Source organism: Nocardia brasiliensis (genome assembly GCF_011801125.1).
GTDB lineage: Bacteria > Actinomycetota > Actinomycetes > Mycobacteriales > Mycobacteriaceae > Nocardia > Nocardia brasiliensis_C.
Genome location: NZ_CP046171.1, coordinates 6,491,629 through 6,509,376, shown reverse-complemented (window position 1 = coordinate 6,509,376; position 17,748 = coordinate 6,491,629). Strand labels below are relative to the sequence as shown.

The following is a 17,748-nucleotide window of genomic DNA, read 5'->3' as shown; positions in this document are numbered from 1 at the left end:
TACTGCGATCAATGCGGGCCTCTGTACTCGGAAAGTGAAGCAGGGGAGGGCGTTTGACCAACTTGAACGACAAGATCGACCCGTCGTACTACCAAGGCTTCAGCAACGGAGCCCAGATGATCGACATCACCGAGAACCTGACTCCCAATGCGGCACAAGCTGTTCAGTACATCGGGCGTTCATCGCGCATGGACGGCAACAACAAGGGCGATGTCACCGAGGACTTGAACAAAGCCCTGTGGTTCATCACTCGTGAATTGGGACGAATCGGAAGCGACAATCCGGCTTCGGCCCGCCGTCTCCCACGGGTGTGGGGCCGCTTGGAAGATGTGCCCGAGCGCGTGGAAGTCGCCGACATCGAAGGCGACGGAATCGTGAAGGTGGATGGAACCACCTTCCGGACCTCCTACGCAGCCAGCGGCCCGGTTAGCGAGCGGTTCGAGACAGATGGCAACGACGACGACTACGCGCCGTTCACCGAGGTGATTGCTTGACGCGGCGCATCGTCATCATCTCCGATACTCAGATCCCCTACGACCACCGAAAAGCGGTCAAGGCGGTGATCCGATACATCGGGGAGACGCAGCCGGATTCGGTTGTGCACATCGGTGATCTGATGGATTTCCCGCAGCCGAGCAGATGGAACAAGGGCACGGCCGGCGAGTTCGAGGGCAGCGTCCTCGAAGACTGCGAACAGGCCAAACGTCGCTTCCTCGGACCATTACGGCAGGTCTACTCCGGGCCAATCGGTGTCCACGAGGGAAACCATGATCTGAGACCAAGAGAATATCTGAGCAAATACGCCCCGGCGCTCGCAGAGTCCGGGGCTTTTGATTTGCCAGAGCTGTTGGATTTCAACGGGTTTGGTGTGCAGCTGCTACCGGCCTTCCATCACATCGCGCCAGGCTGGATCTCGACTCACGGGCATCTGGGCGGTATCCGACTGAGCCAGGACGCAGGCAAGACCGCAGCCAACGCGGCCAGAAAGTTCGGCCGCAGCGTCGTCATGGGGCACACACACCGCCAGGGCATCCAGCCGGCCTCGACAGGCTTCGACGGAAGGGTCGATCAGACCTACGTCGGTTTCGAAGTCGGGCACCTGATGGACACCAAGCAGGCCGGGTACCTCAAAGGTGCAGCGCCGAACTGGCAGCTCGGGTTCGGGATTCTCACTGTCGACGGCAATCATGTTCGGCCCGAACACATTCCGATCGAGGGAAACAAGTTCACAGTCGACGGCCGCGTGTGGCAGGTGTAGGGGAGCATTGGATACCCGAAAGGTACAAAAGCTGATAGCTCGCGCCTCCAGCGCGGTAGTCAGGGAATGGCCCGGCGTGATCGACGTCGGCGACCTCGGACAAGAGCTATGGCTGTGGATTCTGACCAGCGAATCAGTCCAAGCCAAAATCGCGGCTTCCGACGATTACCTGTCGTATCGGCTGCTGGTGAAGCACGGGCACAAGATCGCCTCAGCCGAAGCGGAGAAGAACGTGCGCTTCGCGAGAAACGTGCAGTACTCCACCGAGGACGTTCGGAAGGCACTCGAAGGTGAGTCGCTGTGGGCCGAGCTACTCGATGACCTCACCGCGGCAATGTCGGTGGTACGCGCCAAGCACCCCCAGTATGCCGAGGCGATTCGAAAGCGGTTCGGGGACAGGCAAAAAGGCGTCGACTATAACGCGGTGAAACGTGGAGTCATCGCGGTCACCGACGAGATGAACCGGCAAGCGCGAGTGAAGCGCGCCGAGTTCCAGAACGGGCCGGGGGCGCGACGCGTGGTTTCCAACGCAGCCGCGCAGGTCGCATCGAAAGGCTACGAGTGAAAGACATCCTGGACCCCGAGCTGAACGGCAACGGGTCCATCGAGATGTACCGGGGCTGGGTGCATCCGGACATCTATTTCGACCAGAAGCCAGCGTTGCTGGACAACTGGTCTGACGACGACATCGAAATGTACTGCGGAAAGAGGGATTCAGCTTGACCACCAACCCATTTGCCGATGCCCCGAAGGGCGAGACCACGGCCGACGCGCCCGTGGCCACCGACGTTGCCTCCGCCCCGGACAAGATCACCGTCACGCTCAAGGGAGGCACGGGCTTCGACGCTCCCTGGATCGTGCATCACGCATCGAGCATCGCTGAAGCTGAACAGATGGTTCGTGGATCGGGGCAGCTGATGAAGCTGGCCCAAGACGCGGCCACGCATTTCGCCGGGCTCGGCCCAGCAAAGTCCGCACCGGCGACTCCGCGGAATGCCTCCACTGCGGCCAAGCCTGCGTATCAGCAGGCACCGGGAGGGGAAGGGCGTCAGTGCCCGCACGGCGAGATGGTCTTCAAGTCCGGTGTGTCCAAGAAGGACGGCAAGCCATGGTCTGCGTTCATGTGCCCTGCTCCGGCCGGCACGCCCGACCAGTGCGAAAAGCAGTGGCTTCGCTGATCTGAACTAGTACCGAGGGCGGTCCGGCCATGGGCCGCCCTCTCTCGTAGCCGCACCGAAAGCGATCAACCATGTCCGTAGACGAAGCAGCACTGCACCACCGAATCCAGGAGTTGGAGGCAGAGAACGCCGAGCTGAAGAAGAAGGCCGACAACCGGAAGAAGCTCACGCACAACGACGTTCGCTGGATTCGGCGTCTCGCTGCCAACGCCAGGGTCAGCCACGCCGAGCTAGCCGAGATGTACGGCGTCGGTGAACCCAACATCAGCCGCATCGTCCGGCGGATCTACTACCCCGAGGTGGCGTGAGGGCATTTCAGTACAAGGTCGACGGCGAACCGGTGACGATTCGGGTAGCCGAGACCGACGCCGACCTCATCGAGTTCGCACTGTGGATTGATGCGAACAAACACACCCCGCTCGGGTTCGACACCGAGACAACCGGACTCGACATCTACGCCGGGGACTACCAGCTTCGAACGGTCCAATTCGGCAACGGCGTCGAGGCATGGGTTATCCCGATTGAAAGAGGCCAGAAGTTCAGGCACGCAGCACGATTGGCTATCGCGTGCCTGCGGCAGCTGATCATGCACAACGCATCGTTCGACCTTCAAGTGCTCGAAAAGCATTTGGAGGTACCGATGTCGGAGCTATGGCCCAGGACCACTGACACCAAGATTCTTGCCCACCTTGTCGACCCGCGCGGTGTGGAGGAAGGCGGAACCGGTCACCGTCTCGAGGATCTGACCCGCGCATACATAGATCCCATCGTCGCCGCCGAGGTCAAAGGGCTCATGCCGAACCTCGCCCGGCGGTATCGCACGACCAAAGACCTGGTCTGGAAAGTCCCGGAATTGCTCGACGATCCGGACTTCATGTTCTACGCCGGAATGGACCCGGTCCTGGCATACCGGCTACGCGCGAGGCTGGCACCAGCCGTACCGGGCGAATCCACACATCTGATTGCCTACGAGCACAACCTTGCCCGCGTGTGTGCCGAGATGGAACGGACCGGGTTTCTCCTCGACGTCGAGTACTCCGAAAAACTCGCTGCGCGCTTGACGGCGGATGAACACGAGGCGTCCTTCCACGCTGAGGCGTTCTTCGGTATCCAATCAGTCAACAGCACCGAACAGGTCGCAGATGCGTTGGAAGACTTGGGAGTTCGGATCACAGGCCGCACCGAGACCGGGAAACGCAAGGTCGACAAAGAGCTACTAGAGCAACTGGCCGAGAACGATCCCGCAGTCGGCAGCGTCGCACACCTAGTCGCCGCGGTCACCGAAGCCAAACGAGCCCGGAAGTGGCGAACGACCTGGGTACAAGGCTTTCTCGACGGAGCCGACCCGAACGACCGGGTGCATCCGAGCATCAATCCGCTGCGTGCCCGAACAGCCCGGATGAGCATCACGGGCATTCCAGCCCAAACCCTTCCGGCCAACGACTGGGTTGTCCGGCGATGCTTTCTGGCAGACCCTGGCCACGCCGTAGTCAGCGTCGACTACAAGGCGCAAGAGCTTCGCGTGCTGGCCGCATTGAGTGGAGATCCGACGATGCGGCGCGTTTTCGCTGAGGGCGCAGATCTGCATCAACTCACTGCTGACGCCGCTGGCGTCGCACGTTCGGTCGGAAAGATGGCGAACTTCCTACAGGTCTACGGCGGCGGCGCCGGCACGCTCGCCAAAAAGGCGGGCATCACCTTCCCTGATGCGAGGAGGGTCATCTCGAAGTTCGAACGCACCTACCCGAAGGTGACGTTGCTCGCTAAGCGGCTCGCCGCGGAAGCCGAAGCAAACGGATTCGTCACCACGCCGGTTGGTCGACGCCTGCCGGTCGACTCCGGCCGCTGGTACGCCGCGCTGAACTACGTCATCCAAAGCACATCGCGCGATGTCACGTGCAGGGGGCTGCTCGCACTCGACGAGGCCGGTTGGACCCCGTACATACGCCTGCCCATCCACGACGAAGCGGTGGCCTCAGTACCGATCGAGCACGCCGAATGGGGCGCCCGCGAGATCGGCCGGCACATGCGGATGGACCTGCGCGGAGTCGACATCGACACCGACCCAGAGGTCTACGGGGACAGCTGGGGACACGGATACATGAAAGCAGCTTGAACATGAAAATGATTGTGGCTGTGAGCCTCCTGGCTTGCGGCGCTCTACTGCTGTCAGCCTGCGACCCATCACGGGCAGAAACGGTCGGTACCGACGTACGCACCGTTCGGCTCCCGGACGGCAGGACAGTCGTGTGCGTCGTCGCCGCCAACATCAGCGCGAAGTCGGCCGCTCTCGATTGCGATTGGCAGGACAGTGGACGATGACGAGTTCCTGGATCGGCTCTACCAGGCTTGGTCCAAGACCACCGATGCCGACCAAGCGGCCTGGGCGGCCTCTGAAGACGAAGGTCTCGGCGTGTGGGAGGTCTGGTCCGTCGAAGGGCAAGACCGCAGATCGCCCATCGTGTCCTTCTCCCGCCAAGCAGACGCCGAATTCATCGCCGTCGTTCACTCCGGACTCCCGGCGCTGATCCGCCGGTTCCGTGAAGCCCTCGACGAATCCGAACGGCTCGACATCGAAAAAGACACCCTCACCGGCCAACTCGCAGACACCGAGCTAGCCCTCCAGAACATCAAGGACAGCCGATGACCTACCGAAACAAGAAGAAGCGCACCACCTACACGACCAGCACTGCGAGTTCAACCAGTTACGACACCACAACTGCGGCCTATCAGTCGGATTCGTCGAACTATTCGTGTGATTCGTCCTCGGCCTCCAGTTACTCGGGCGGGTGCGAATGATCGATATCCTGATCATGGGCGGCACCTGGAACCCGAACGGGGACGGTGTCACCAACACGTTCGCATCCCACCTCGACCCGGAGAAGTTCCGGGCACGCTGGGTCAACTATCCGGCCGACTACGGGCAGCGGGTCACCTACGCCGATTCCGTTCGCGCAGGCCGGGAAGCCCTGCTGAACTCGATCCGGGCAACGCCGAATCTCGTTGTCCTCGCGGGCTATAGCCAAGGCGCTGGCATCGCCGGAGACGTCGCCGACGAGATCGGCCGCGGGCTGCACCCCGAGCTGGAAGTGCTCGGCGCAGCGCTCATCGCCGACCCAGCCCGCCCGGCCGATCTCGACCTGGTCGGCCCGGATCCCGGCGGCTACGGCATCACTGGGCAACGTCGGATCACCGGGATTCCGACGTGGCACGTCGCCGCTGAAGGCGACCCCATCACCGCCTTGCCCGAAGGTTCCGCACTTCGCTCGATCGCCGACCTGTCCGCGTACTGGAACATGTCGAGCCTGGACGGCTTCATTCGATGGGGTCAGAGCCTGATCGACGTTGCGACCCGAAACCAATTTCAGCAGTGGTGGTCGATCCAGAACCACCGCACATGGTTCGGCGTCGCCCGCCAAGCGCGGGCGTACCTGTTCGACGGACGCCACACCGACGCCTACGTCTACGAAGGCCACGCGCAGCGTTTGGCCGAAGCTCTCAACGAGGAGTTCGCGTGGCGAGTTTGATCGACCTGCCGGGGGTTGACGCGTGACCGAACTCGTCATCACCCGTGGATATCCGGGCTGCGGTAAGACCACATATGCGCTCAATTGGGTTGCAGCGCAATCGGGCCGGGCGCGGGTCAATCGTGACGATCTCCGCGCGATGTTGTTCAACGGCGAAGGCATCCTGACAGACGCGCAGGAGTGTGACGTCACCGCAGCTCAAAAATCCATGGCGGCAAGTCTTCTCGACCAGGGGACCTCGGTCATCGTCGACGACACAAACCTCCGTCTACGAGTCGCCTGCAACTGGGCGGACCTCGCGCACGAGCACGGAGCTGCATTCCAGTGCGTGGACTTCCACACCGACGCACAGACCTGCATCGAAAGAAATCGCGCGCGGCAACGCGCCGGGCAACGCTATGTTCCGCACTGGCGAATCCTCGACATCGCCAACCGGTTTCCGCTCGATCGATGGGCCGAGGTCACCGCCCGGACCGTGCCCGCAGTCGAACCCTACGTACCTGACATCAGCAAGCCTGAAGCGTGGATTTTCGACCTCGACGGCACGCTAGCGCACATGCGCGCGCGGAACCCCTACGACTTCAGCCGGGTCGGCGAAGACGACGTCGATCACGTTGTACGCCACGTCTACGAGACGCTGTCCAGGGACGAAACACCGTCAGGGGCACCCGTGATGATCGTTGTGTCGGGCCGCAAAGCCATGTGCATGGACCTGACCCAAGCGTGGCTGCACCGCCATTGGATCTATGCGGACCAGATGTACATGCGGGCCGACGACGACAACCGGCCCGACCACGTCGTCAAGCTCGAAATCTTCAACGAATACATCCGACACCACTACAACGTGCTCGGCGTTTTCGACGACCGAAACAGCGTCGTCGCCATGTGGCGACGGCTCGGCCTCAAATGCTTCCACGTAGCCGAAGGGAACTTCTAACTCTTGCGTTTCGACACCCCCAAGAACGCGAACTACGCGGCCGTCATCACGTCGGTGAAGACGGTCGTTCCCCTGCCCGGCCGTGACCGAATCGTCGGCCTGCCGATGTTCGGGCATCAGGCCATCGCCCAGAAAGGCTGGGCACCGGGTGATCTCGGTGTCTTCATACCGGCCGAGGCGGCACTGAGCCATGAGTACGCCACCGCAAACAACCTCTATCGCAACGCCGATCTCAACGAGGACCCCACCCAGACCGGCTACCTGGAGGACAATCGGCGGGTCAAAGCCATCAAATTCGCAGGGCACCGGTCGAATGCGTTGTTCATGCCGTTGAAGTCGTTGGCGTTCACCGGAATCGACACCAGTCAGCTCCGCGAAGGCGACACCTTCGACCACCTAAACACCATCGAGATTTGCTCCAAGTACGAGATCCGGCCACCGCGGACCACCAGCACACAAGGAAACGCTGCGCCTAAGCCGCGCCGAGTCACCGAGCGGCACTTCCCCAAGCACATCGACACCGCGAACTACTGGCGCCACAATCACCTCATCGCTGAAGACGCCTACGTGTGGTGCACGCAGAAGCTCCACGGGACCTCGATCAGGGTCGGTAACACCCTCGTTGCGCGCAAGCTCAGCTGGCGCGAACGGCTCGCCGGCCGTCTCGGCATCCAGGTCCAACAGACCCAGTACGACAACGTCTATGGCTCGCGTCGCGTCATCAAAGACGCCAACGACCCGGACCAGAATCACTTCTACGACACCGACATCTGGACCGTTGAAGGCGCACGCCTCGATGGCCTGATCCCGGCCGGTTACGTGGTTTACGGCGAACTCGTCGGCTGGACACCGACCGGGCAGCCCATCCAACAGGGCTACACCTACCAGGTGCCGCCAGGCACAGCCCAGCTCTACATCTACCGCGTCACCACCGTGAACCCGGACGGCGTCACCGTCGACCTCTCATGGCCGCAGGTCGAAGAGTTCTGCGCCGGGCTCGGTCTGAACACGGTCCCCTTGCTCTGGGCAGGCTTCGCCGAAGACCTCGACATCGACTGGTGGATGAACCGCCGACTACACGACGAAGGCCACCGTCGAGCGGTCCCGCTCGACCCCGGAACGACGGTCGACGAAGGCGTGGTGGTCCGCGTCGACGGACTACGGCCAACCTTGCTGAAGGCCAAGGCAAGCGAGTTCTTCGAGTACGAGTCACGGATGCTCGATGAAGGGATCGCGGATCTCGAGTCGATGCAGGAGGCTGCGTAGCGGAATGCGAGGGTCCGTCGTGCCGGACCCTCGCAACCACGTATCCGAGACGACTATCAGTCTCGAACGATTGCCGGAGGCGGAAACCGCCGACATCGATCGCCGCGACGTAGGAACGGCACAGCGACGGCGGCAAAGTTAGCACTGCACGACCGGTAACCTCCGGAGCGCCCAGCTCTCGGGGGTGAGTCCAGGGGGTACCGGCCGGGCGCAGCTAAGCCGGGACAAGCTCCAGTTCAGAGATGTCGAACTCCTGTGTGGGCTGCTCGACCGCGGCGGCGTGTGCGTCGGCCTGATCGCGCAGCACCATCGTCAGATGGGTGACAGCGAGCAGCACGAACGGCGGCACAGCCGAGATACCAACCGCGACCCACGAACCGGTCGACAGGTACGCGGCCAAACCATTGCCCACTACCGACAAGAGCGCGCCGACACCGAGCAGCGCCCACGCATACCAAGAGTGCCGACGCATCACAGTCGCCGCAATCGTGGACACGATCACCAGACCGTCAACGATCAATGGGAACGACCACGGATGAGGGGTCTGGTAATGCGCTGCAAGCCAAGACAACTCGGTGTAGGAGACCAGGAACGAGAATCCGCCGACCGCGACGGTCCCGGCCGTCGCCGCCTGAACCGGAGTCACCGCAGAGGCGCGTGAGAACGCACGAGATAGCATCGTGTTGCACCAACTTTCACTTGGTGTGCCGCCCCTCATCGGAGTACCAGTCCGGTGGGGGGCTCTCTTTGTCTGTCGGACTCGACCGTATGGACTCCCCACCCTCAGCGTCAACGCACGAAAGTTTCGCCGCGAGACGGCTTCTCAACTCAGCTACCCGACGGCAACCCGCTCGGGTATGGACAACCCTGAAATCCTTACGGAAGGTTCCGAACTGTCCGAGAACAGTGAATGGCTCACTCGAGCCGAAGTTTCCGCACGACTGAAGATCTCCGTACAGACGCTTGCCAATTGGGCTTGGGAAGGTCGCGGTCCACGATTCGCCAAGCCTGGCGGTGGGCGCTGCCGCTACCGGCTCGTGGATGTAATCGCTTGGGAGGAGGACCAGTTCGGAGGCTGACCACAAGCAGGAGTTATCGCACGTGACCAAGCCGATCCCACCACTGAGAGCGCTACGTCCCTATGACACATGGCATCTCAAGAAGAAGGATGACCGTGGAAAATTCCTAAGGTCCAAGAGCTACGGCAAAGGTCAGCAGTGGCGCGGCGCGTATCAGGACGGTCTGCAATTCCGGCCCCACACGAAGAGCTTCACCCTCCGAGCCGACGCTGACGAATGGGCACAGAACCAAGTAGCGACGATCCGCACCACAGGACTCCATGTCACCCGTGACAAGGCACGAATCACGTTGCGGGAGTGGATGCCAGAATGGCTCAGCCTCCAAGACGTCGCGATATCCAGCCGAAACACCTACAGGTCGATCAACAACATCATTGCCCGGTTCGACATCGCCGACCAACATGTCTCAGCAATCCTCGAACACCACGTGCAGCGGCTCATGCTTCAGCTGAAGGCCGAGGGCATGAGGCACACCACTCGCTTGGACATCTTCAAACAGCTCACACGGATCATGGATGCGGCTATCGAAGCCGAGCTACGCGTCCGGCAGCCCTGCACGAAGCGGGCGCGACCCGTGCTGTTGAAGGACGACGAAGCAGACATCGAAGACCTGGACGACGAAGACGACGAGTCCAGCACGTGGGTACCCGACACGGAACAGATCTGGGCCTTCTACGACGAACTGAGCGAGGACCTGCGCGTGGCCTTCTGGCTGGGCGCGGGGCTGGGCCTGAGGGCCAAGGAAGCGTGCGGGGCGCTCATCGAAACCGGTCGCTGGGACAAACCGGAGCCGGATTACAAGCTGACCCAACAGTGGATGCAGAAGCGGGACCGAAAGGACCCTGAGAAGCCCTACGAGCTGCCGAAGAGCCGGGGCTCGAAGCGGAGGTTCCCCGTCGACCCATACGTGGCTCAGAGCCTCATCGAGGCCCTGAAAGGGCGCACGCAGGGCCTGATGCTGCTGGAGAACGGCAAGCCCATGACCTACTCCACGTTCCACCGCCGGATCACCGAGGCGGCCAAGCGGGCAGGCTTGCCGACCGGCCGCGACGGGTTCCACTTCCACAGCCTGCGGCACTGGTATGTGTCCACGATGATCGCGGGCGGAATGGACGTCGTAGAGCTGTGCAAACGCGTGCGGCACTCCAAAGCTGATGTGACCTACGGCGTGTACGCCCACCTGCTCAACCAGCCGCGCGGCCGGTTCAACCTCGGTGACGAGTTGCAGCGCGGACGGCGCGAGCTGCGTAAACAACGCCTCAACCTGCGGGTTGTCTGAGGAATCGTAGAAGGATCGTAGAGCGCGGGGGAATCCACCAGGTCATCGCTGGTCGAGGGCACACTGGATCTAATCCAGGAGTTTACTGCCTCGCACTGGTCTGCTCGGCCACCGGCCCAATACGGTGAGACGTATGCAACTGGACAGCGCCGATACGAATCAAGCGACACGGCCGAACCTGCTGGACGTTGCGGTCGTCCAGTTCGCCCCCGGCACCGACCCGTCGGCCAATCTCACGGCGCTGCGCGCGCATGTGCGCGCCGCCCGCGACCGTGGCGCGCGCGTGGTGCTCGCGCCGGAATACTCGATGTTTGCCGTCACCCGGCTCGACGAGCGGGTCATCGCCGTCGCCGAACCCCTGACCGGCCCGTTCGTCGCCGGACTAGGTGCCATCGCCGCCGAATTCGGGGTGCATCTGGTCGCCGGAATGGTGGAGCAGGTGGCGCCGGAGGGCGGCCGGATCTACAACACGCTCGTTGTCCTCGGACCCGACGGAACGCTCGTCACGCAGTACCGCAAGGTACATCTCTACGACGCCTTCGGCTTCCTCGAATCGGAGGTGGTCGAGGCGGGCGCGATCGCCCCGCCCGCCACTTTCACTGTGGCGGATGTGACATTCGGCATGCAGACCTGTTTCGATCTTCGTTTCCCGGAAGGCATCCGCCGGGTAGCCGCGGCGGGCGCGCAGGTACTGCTGCTGCCCGCACAGTGGATTCCCGGTCCCGCCAAGGTCGATCAATGGACGACACTGCTGCGCGCCCGCGCCATCGAGAACACGGTCTATGTCGCCGCCGCCGACCAGGCCGCCCCGCGCGGCGCGGGCGCCTCGATGATCGTCGACCCCACCGGCGCGGTGCTCGCCGAACTCGGCGAGGAGACCGGCGTACTCACCGCCACCATCGACCGCACCCACCTGGCCGAGGTGCGCAAAACCAACCCGAGTCTCGCACTGCGCCGATTCGCGATCGCCGAACCCAACTGACGGAGGCGCTCCCGCGGGGGTGGTGGTCGGGCAATAGGTGGGCGTAGCGTTTTTATGGATGATCTACGCGGATCGGACATCGGCCGGTCGTGCGCTCGGTACTCGGTTGGAGCGGCTGCGCGCGGCCGACCCGCTGCTGCTCGGTCTGCCGCGCGGCGGTGTCCCGGTGGCGGCCGCGGTGCGCGATGTCATCGGCGGTGATCTCGATATCCTGCTGGTCCGCAAGCTGGGGGTGCCGTGGCAGCCGGAGTTGGCGATGGGTGCGATCGGCGAGGACGGTGTGCGGGTGCTCAACGGGGATGTGCTGGCCCACCTAGAGATATCGCCGCAGGAGTTCGCCGAGATCGAGGCGTTCGAACGCGCGGAGTTGAACCGCAGGCGCGCCCTGTGGCGTGGTGACGCGAACCCGATACCGCTGACCGGTCGCACCGTCGTCATCGTGGACGACGGCATGGCGACCGGCGCGACCGTGGTGGTCGCCTGCCGGGTCGCCCGCTCGCATCACCCCGCCCAGCTCGTGGTCGCCGTGCCGGTCTCCTCGTCCGAGGCCCTGCGCCGGGTCGCCGCCGAAGCCGACCAGGTGATCTGCCCCCTGGTCCCGGAAACCCTCGGCGGCGTTGGCACCGCCTACAAGGACTTCCACCAACTCGCCGACGCTGAAGTCACCGAGTTACTCACCCACCCCAACCCATAACCCCTCGTCACCCGTGCCCCGTCAACCAGGACGTGCGCGAGGCGATGACCCGGGCGTGGGCTGACAACCTGTACGCGAGTTGATGAACCGTGCGCGGGGTGGTGAACCGTGGGCAGGGATTACCAGGGTTGGGTTTGGGTGATGCGGGCGGCGGCTTCGACCATGGGACGGAGCTGGGCGGTCAAGGTGGGGGCGGTTACCGGTACCACGTCGACGTCGGTGCCGGTGCGTACGGAGTAGCGGCCGTCGTCGCGGACATCGATCCAGCAGAGCACGCCGAAGGGGCGCAGTTCGCCGTCTTCGCCGCGGGCGGAGACCACGATCTGGCCGATGCCGTCGCGGGGTTGGCGCAGCAGGCGCCGGATGCGGGTGGGCACCGACGGCCCGGCGACCGGCACGGTGACCAGGTCCCGGCTGTCTTCGCCGACCCTGGCCAGTGGCGCGGTCAGTCGGGGCACAGTGCCGGGGGTGTTTTCCGGCAGCACCGAAACGATCCGGGCCGGAAGGCTTTTCACCGCGCCGGCGAACAGCCGGATCTCGCCGCCGTAATCGGGGTGCGGCCCGGCCCGCTGCACGGCGACCACCGCGACATTGCCCGCCGCCGCGCCCAGTACCCGCACCGGCCGGGCCGCGGGCGGGTCCGGGTCGGCGGCCGTTGCCGCACCGCCACGTTCGCCGAAGACCTCGATCCGCAGCTCCGGCGCGCCGAGCACGCGCAGCGCGGCCTCCAGGTCGGCGTCGAGCGTGCGATCGCACCAGCGGTTCAGCTCGGGTAGTTGCGCCGCGCGCTCGTCGGTGTCGCGCGCGGACAGTCGAACGGCCAGTGGGTAGGGCATCCGATCACCGTCGGTGCGCTCCCAGGCCAGCGCGAACTGGTCCGGGGTCAGCGTCCAGTTCACTCCAGTTCGGTCCACTCCCCGAGTACCGGCGGCGTGGTCGGATCGATCGAGCCGATCAGTTCACCGCCCTCGTCGGCGGGTTCGAGATAGGTGGGCAGGTCGTCGAAGTGGAAGTCGTCCTCGTAGTCGTCTTCGTCGTCGAAGCGCACGGCACGGGCGGTGGTCGCCGCGTTCGCGGCCACGCTGGTCCCTTGCCGCGGCGTATCGCCCATGGCGAGCGCGCCACCCATCAGCCCGCCCATCGCGCCCGCGCCGAGACCGGTGACGGTATCGCTGCCGCTGTCCTTGCGGCGGTCGTCGCGCTTGCGCTGGTCGTCGGCGGCGGCCGAGCCGGTGCTGCCCGGTACCGCGGGCACCGATACCGGCTGCGCCGACGCCGCGACCGTGGTGGGCGAGCCGGGCGCGGCGGCGGGCGGGCTCGGCACGTGGGCCGCGGTCGGCGCCGTCGCGACCGGGGACGCCGCCGCGGCGGGCGAGGTGGTGACCCCGGCCGGTGTCGTCGCCGGTGCGCCGGTGGTGGCCGGTGCGGTGGTGGCGCCCGCCGTGGCGGTCGTCGATTCGGGCGCCGCGCCCGCGGTCACGCCGGTATCGGGCGCCGCGGCCGTCACGGCCGCGGGCGTCGCGATGCCTAGGCGCGCCGGGGTGCCCGATTCCTCCGCCGGAAGCTGTTGCGCCGCAGGCGGTTGCGCGTCGGGTTCGGCTCCGGTCAGCTTGCTGGACGGCCAGCTGCCCGGCAGGTCCGCCGTGCTGGACTGCTGGTCCAGGAAGGCGGGCACGTCATTGCCGGTGGGGATCAGCGCGCCGACGTAGATGTCGTTCATCGCGCGCACGATGTCCTGGCGGCTGTGCTCGGCCGCCTTCTGATCGGCGGCGTTGGTCGTGGCCTGGGTCGGATCCAGCAGCGCCGCGCCGAGATCGGGTGCGGTGCCCGCGGGGGCGACGACGGCCTTGCGTAATGCCTCCGCGGCATCGCCTGCCTGGCCGAGTCGCTGCGACACCACCGCGAGCACGTCCGCCAGATCCTGGCCGGTCTGCTCGAACGCGCGCACCGCGTCGGCCGCGCGCTGCGCGCCGCTGCCGCGCCAGCCGTCGGCGATGGCCGCGCGAATCTCGGTGTGCGCCTGCGCGACCGCGTCGGCGAGCCCGGCCGCCGCCTCGCCCCAGGACTGCTGGCCGCCGGTGAGCACGGCGGGTTCGAGCAGCGCCACCTTGTCGTGGATCTCGCGATGGCTCAGCGCGTCGAACATCTCGACGGTCGGTGCGTACGGGGGATCGGTGCGCCGCACGGCGGGACGGTCGGGGGTGAGCGGCAATTTACGCATGGGCCGCTCCCGCGTCGATCCGGTCGACGGCCACCGCGAGCGCGTGGTCGGCGCCCTGGTACTTGGTCGCGGCCGCGCGGAAGGTCAGCGCGAGTTCCCTGGCGGCCTCGGCGTATTCCCACATCCGGGTGAGCGCCCCGTGCGCCTTGTTCTCGAAGCCGCCGCGCAGCGCGTCGCCGGAGGCGAAGCCGCCGAACCCGGGCAGCGACGACGCCGCGCTGAGCACCCGCATCTGCTCTTCGATCTGATTGGCGAGTTGCTCGTAGCGGCGGGCGCAGCGTTCATGCACACCGTCGGCCACGAGCACGCCGTCGATCCACAGTTCCCCCTCGTCGACCGCGCGATGCAGTGCGGCGGCAGTGACGCCCGGCGCGGTGTATCCCGATCGGTCCGGGCTCCCGACGCCGTTGGCGTTCTCGTTCGATGGCACCTCGCGTCCCCCTTCCTCATCTCATGAGCGTGCTCGGTTCACGGGCGTCGCACCAACCCCGCGACAACTCCCCGCATCCAGTCCGCGATGTCGGCGGCGACCCGCGCGTGCACCGGTTCGTGCAGGAGATCGTGCCCAGCGTCGGCGTACGCCCGTAAATCTACCGACTCATGGCGTGCAGTCCATACCCTTACGGCATCAATCGGCGCCCGCCGATCCTCCTCGCCGTGCACCGCGAGAATCGGAAGTGTGCGCGGCAGTGGGGTTCCCACCGCGCCGGGACGTCCGCCCCCGAGCGCCCGCTTCGGCGTTCCGGACAGCACAAGGCCGCTCAGCGCGTCCAGCGGCACGGCGGGGCGCAGCGGCAGCGCGCGCTCGACCACGGTCCAGTTCGGTGTCGCGTCACCGGCATCCGGCACCGCGGCGCCGAGCATGCCGAGCGCGGTCACCGCGCCGAGCGAATGTCCCATCAGCAGCATCGGCCCGGCCGGGGTGGCCGCGCGTGCGAGCTCGAACAGTCGCACCGCGTCGGCGACCAACTCGGTCAGGGTGCCCGGCGCGTGCGGATCGCCTTCGCTGAGCCCGTGCCCGGCGGTGTCGAGCGCCCACAGGTCGATGCGGGCGGCGGTGAGGGAGCGGGCGAAGCGGTGGTAGTGACCGCTGTGCTGGCCCATTCCTGGGAGCAGTAACGCGGTGGCGACACTCGCGCCGACCGGCCACCGCCGATAGTGCATCCGGCCACGATCGCCGTCGAAAAAGGGCATATGTCGATCTTGCCAAAGATCGTGCTGCCCAGCGGAGTTCATGGGGTATCGGCCGAGAGCGGGCTAGACTGCCTGCCGATTGCTGTGTCGGTGCGGACAGAACCGAGGTGCTCGTTGCGAAAACTACGTCGTTCAGGTGCGCTGTTGTGGCCCGCCGTGCTGGTCGCGATGGCCTGTGGCATGCCCGTCGCCGCCGCCGACACCGATGCCGCGGCGAACCCGATCGCCGCGTGCGCGTCCGCCGCGGCCGTGACCGCGGTGCCCGCCGGGCTGCCGATGCTCGACTGGTCGGAGAACGTCGGGTACGACGCGGCGGGCAACCTGTGGGTCTCGCGGCCGTACCGCAACGTGGTGCAGCGCTACGACCACACCGGCGCGCTGACCGCGACCGTACCGGTGGAGTTCCCCGGTGCCGTGCGCAGCGGGCCCGACGGCCTGCTCTACGTCGTCTACGGCGACAGCCCGACCAGCGTGGTCCGGCCCGGCGGTCTGGTGCGCTTCGATCCCACGGCCGCGGCGCCGAAGCCGGAGGTGTTCGTCTCGGGTCTGACCACGATGCCGAACGGCGCGGCCTTCGACGCGCAGGGCTACCTGTATGTCGGCGCGTCGATGTCGGGCGTGATCCGCATCCGGCCGGACGGCAGCATCGACACCGCATGGACCGAACAGGCCCCGAAGACGAGTGCCAACGGCGTCGTCGTGCACGACCGCACGCTGTACGTGACCTCGAACGGCGGGCCGCTCGGCCGCATTCAGCGGGTGCCGATCGACGCCCCGGCCGACTCGTCGGTCGTCGCCGATCTGTCCTCGCCGCTGCCCGCCATCCCGGATTTTGTGGACGATCTGCTGATCGACCGGGACGGCAGCCTGCTGGTGACCACCCTCGGCGGCCAACTGGTCCGGGTCGTGCCGAGCACCGGCGCCATCTGCGCTGTGCTCAGCGGTGAGCCCCTGACCTCGGTGACCGCCATCCCCGGCACGCCCGGCGAGCTGATCGCGGGCACCGAGCGCGGCGCGGTGCTGCGCATCCACCTGCCCGACTGAGTCAGAAGTCGTTGTGTAAGAGCGGGATTCGTCATCGGTCAGGAACGTGTGCCGACCGCTCGGTTGATGCGCCCCGCGGCGGCGCGCAGCTGTTCGGCCAGCTCCGGTGGGCCGTGCACCTCGAAGTCGACGCCGAGCGTGATCAAGCGGTGCGCCAGCCACTGCGGGGAATCGTCGCGCAGCGCGTCGAGTCGGCAACGGTGCTCGTCCAGGGCCACCACCTCACCGGGTTCGTCGCCGAGCCTGCCCGTGACCTGTCGCGCGGGCGCGTGCACCGTGACCGACAGGCGGAAAGTCGGTGTGCCCCAGTCGGTGCGGCGGCCCGCCAGGTACGCCGCGGGATCGGCGGCGGGTAGCTCCCTCGGGGAGTAGCGGACGGCGGTGGCCAGCGGGTTCGCGATGCGGTCGACCCGGTAGACGCGCCAATCGTCGCGATCGAGGTCGTATCCGACGAGGTACCAGCGGTGCCGCGACGGTGCCAGTCCGACCGGTTCGGCGTGCCTGCGGGTTTCCCGGTCCGCGCCGTCGCGATAGGTGAAACGCACTCGCTCCCGGTTGGTCACGGCCGCAGCCAACGCGGTCAGCACCTCCGGATCGACCGCAGGGCCCGCGTCCGCCGGTGCGGCGAGCGCGGTGCCGAGCACCCGCACGCGACGGCGCAGCTTCGCGGGCAGCACCTGCTCCAGCTTGGTCAGCGCGCGCACCGAGGCCTCCTCGATGCCCGCGACCGCGTAACCGGCCGCGGCCCGCAGCCCCACCGCGATGGCCACCGCCTCGTCGTCCTCGATGAGCAACGGCGGCAGGGCCGCGCCCGCGACCAGGCGATAACCCCCTGTCGCGCCCATCGTCGCCGCGACCGGGTAGCCGAGTTCGCGCAGCCGGTCGATATCGCGGCGCACCGTGCGATCGGTGACGCCGAGCCGTTCGGCGAGTTCGCTGCCCGGCCATTCGCGCGGGGTTTGCAGCAGCGACAGCAGGCGAAGCAGTCGGGCCGGAGTGTCGTTCATAGCCTTCAGGATTCCAGATAACTAGGACATGATCGGTCCTATATGACTTCTACGGTTGTCCTCGGTTCACACGACAACAAGG

General features: G+C 65.9%; 22 protein-coding genes. 16 read left to right on the top strand and 6 right to left on the bottom strand.

What is annotated here, in order from left to right; all coding sequences use genetic code 11:
- Positions 1-53 precede the first annotated feature (53 nt).
- The 11 genes from F5X71_RS29595 to F5X71_RS29545 all read left to right on the top strand — a co-directional run bounded on the left by F5X71_RS29595 (position 54) and on the right by F5X71_RS29545 (position 8,166).
- On the top strand, positions 54-494 hold the full coding sequence (locus F5X71_RS29595) for a hypothetical protein (RefSeq protein ID WP_167460077.1): 441 nt from the start codon (positions 54-56) through the stop codon (positions 492-494).
- Positions 491-1,258: a metallophosphoesterase gene (locus F5X71_RS29590; RefSeq protein WP_167464954.1), complete on the top strand. Its 768-nt coding sequence runs from the start codon at positions 491-493 to the stop codon at positions 1,256-1,258. The genes F5X71_RS29595 and F5X71_RS29590 overlap by 4 nt, the downstream gene beginning before the upstream one ends.
- A gap of 76 nt (positions 1,259-1,334) precedes the next feature.
- On the top strand, positions 1,335-1,823 hold the full coding sequence (locus F5X71_RS29585) for a hypothetical protein (protein ID WP_167464953.1): 489 nt from the start codon (positions 1,335-1,337) through the stop codon (positions 1,821-1,823).
- Positions 1,820-1,981, top strand: a complete 162-nt coding sequence (locus tag F5X71_RS29580) for a hypothetical protein (protein ID WP_167464952.1) — start codon at positions 1,820-1,822, stop codon at positions 1,979-1,981. Before F5X71_RS29585 ends, F5X71_RS29580 begins: the two co-directional genes overlap by 4 nt.
- Positions 1,978-2,436, top strand: coding sequence for a hypothetical protein (locus F5X71_RS29575; protein ID WP_238815542.1), 459 nt, complete (start codon positions 1,978-1,980; stop codon positions 2,434-2,436). Before F5X71_RS29580 ends, F5X71_RS29575 begins: the two co-directional genes overlap by 4 nt.
- Positions 2,437-2,507: 71 nt before the next feature.
- On the top strand, positions 2,508-2,744 hold the full coding sequence (locus F5X71_RS29570) for an Lrp/AsnC family transcriptional regulator (protein ID WP_167464951.1): 237 nt from the start codon (positions 2,508-2,510) through the stop codon (positions 2,742-2,744).
- Complete coding sequence (locus tag F5X71_RS29565) at positions 2,741-4,552, top strand: DNA polymerase (RefSeq protein ID WP_167464950.1); 1,812 nt, start codon at positions 2,741-2,743, stop codon at positions 4,550-4,552. The genes F5X71_RS29570 and F5X71_RS29565 overlap by 4 nt, the downstream gene beginning before the upstream one ends.
- Positions 4,553-4,747: 195 nt before the next feature.
- A complete protein-coding gene (locus F5X71_RS29560; RefSeq protein WP_167464949.1) occupies positions 4,748-5,083 on the top strand; it encodes a hypothetical protein in 336 nt (111 codons plus the stop codon).
- A gap of 148 nt (positions 5,084-5,231) precedes the next feature.
- Positions 5,232-5,963 (top strand): cutinase family protein, encoded by a 732-nt coding sequence (locus tag F5X71_RS37545; RefSeq protein WP_167464948.1) that lies wholly within the window; start codon positions 5,232-5,234, stop codon positions 5,961-5,963.
- Positions 5,964-5,985: 22 nt separating this feature from the next.
- Positions 5,986-6,900, top strand: coding sequence for an AAA family ATPase (locus F5X71_RS29550; protein ID WP_167464947.1), 915 nt, complete (start codon positions 5,986-5,988; stop codon positions 6,898-6,900).
- A 3-nt stretch (positions 6,901-6,903) separates the two neighbouring features.
- Positions 6,904-8,166 carry an RNA ligase family protein gene (locus F5X71_RS29545; protein ID WP_167464946.1) on the top strand — a complete coding sequence of 421 codons (1,263 nt, stop codon included), beginning with the start codon at positions 6,904-6,906 and terminating at the stop codon, positions 8,164-8,166.
- Positions 8,167-8,380: 214 nt separating this feature from the next.
- On the opposite strand, the gene F5X71_RS29540 is transcribed toward F5X71_RS29545, so the two are convergent.
- A complete protein-coding gene (locus F5X71_RS29540) occupies positions 8,381-8,812 on the bottom strand; it encodes a DUF2637 domain-containing protein (protein WP_167464945.1) in 432 nt (143 codons plus the stop codon).
- 211 nt (positions 8,813-9,023) lie between these two features.
- On the opposite strand from F5X71_RS29540, the gene F5X71_RS29535 reads away from it, so the two are divergent.
- The 4 genes from F5X71_RS29535 (at position 9,024) to F5X71_RS29520 (ending at position 12,200) form a co-directional block, all read left to right on the top strand.
- Positions 9,024-9,245 (top strand): helix-turn-helix transcriptional regulator, encoded by a 222-nt coding sequence (locus F5X71_RS29535; RefSeq protein ID WP_238815541.1) that lies wholly within the window; start codon positions 9,024-9,026, stop codon positions 9,243-9,245.
- A gap of 22 nt (positions 9,246-9,267) precedes the next feature.
- Positions 9,268-10,524: a tyrosine-type recombinase/integrase gene (locus F5X71_RS29530; RefSeq protein WP_167464944.1), complete on the top strand. Its 1,257-nt coding sequence runs from the start codon at positions 9,268-9,270 to the stop codon at positions 10,522-10,524.
- A gap of 133 nt (positions 10,525-10,657) precedes the next feature.
- Positions 10,658-11,506: a carbon-nitrogen hydrolase family protein gene (locus tag F5X71_RS29525; RefSeq protein ID WP_174817159.1), complete on the top strand. Its 849-nt coding sequence runs from the start codon at positions 10,658-10,660 to the stop codon at positions 11,504-11,506.
- Between the two features lie 58 nt (positions 11,507-11,564).
- The gene (locus F5X71_RS29520) at positions 11,565-12,200 is read left to right on the top strand and encodes a phosphoribosyltransferase (RefSeq protein WP_167464943.1); all 636 of its coding nucleotides are present in this window, start codon (positions 11,565-11,567) and stop codon (positions 12,198-12,200) included.
- Positions 12,201-12,319: 119 nt separating this feature from the next.
- On the opposite strand, the gene F5X71_RS29515 is transcribed toward F5X71_RS29520, so the two are convergent.
- From F5X71_RS29515 to F5X71_RS29500, 4 genes are read right to left on the bottom strand one after another with little or no spacing between them, the layout of a single operon-like run.
- Positions 12,320-13,099 carry an ESX secretion-associated protein EspG gene (locus F5X71_RS29515; RefSeq protein ID WP_167464942.1) on the bottom strand — a complete coding sequence of 260 codons (780 nt, stop codon included), beginning with the start codon at positions 13,097-13,099 and terminating at the stop codon, positions 12,320-12,322.
- Positions 13,096-14,421, bottom strand: a complete 1,326-nt coding sequence (locus F5X71_RS29510) for a WXG100 family type VII secretion target (RefSeq protein WP_167464941.1) — start codon at positions 14,419-14,421, stop codon at positions 13,096-13,098. Before F5X71_RS29510 ends, F5X71_RS29515 begins: the two co-directional genes overlap by 4 nt.
- Positions 14,414-14,851: a hypothetical protein gene (locus F5X71_RS29505; RefSeq protein WP_167464940.1), complete on the bottom strand. Its 438-nt coding sequence runs from the start codon at positions 14,849-14,851 to the stop codon at positions 14,414-14,416. Before F5X71_RS29505 ends, F5X71_RS29510 begins: the two co-directional genes overlap by 8 nt.
- 38 nt (positions 14,852-14,889) lie before the next feature.
- Positions 14,890-15,615 (bottom strand): alpha/beta hydrolase, encoded by a 726-nt coding sequence (locus tag F5X71_RS29500; protein ID WP_167464939.1) that lies wholly within the window; start codon positions 15,613-15,615, stop codon positions 14,890-14,892.
- Between the two features lie 144 nt (positions 15,616-15,759).
- On the opposite strand from F5X71_RS29500, the gene F5X71_RS29495 reads away from it, so the two are divergent.
- Positions 15,760-16,659, top strand: a complete 900-nt coding sequence (locus F5X71_RS29495) for an SMP-30/gluconolactonase/LRE family protein (protein WP_238815540.1) — start codon at positions 15,760-15,762, stop codon at positions 16,657-16,659.
- Between the two features lie 38 nt (positions 16,660-16,697).
- Here F5X71_RS29495 and F5X71_RS29490 read toward each other — a convergent pair whose 3' ends face one another.
- Positions 16,698-17,666, bottom strand: coding sequence for a helix-turn-helix transcriptional regulator (locus F5X71_RS29490; protein ID WP_167464938.1), 969 nt, complete (start codon positions 17,664-17,666; stop codon positions 16,698-16,700).
- Between the last annotated feature and the right edge of the window lie 82 nt (positions 17,667-17,748).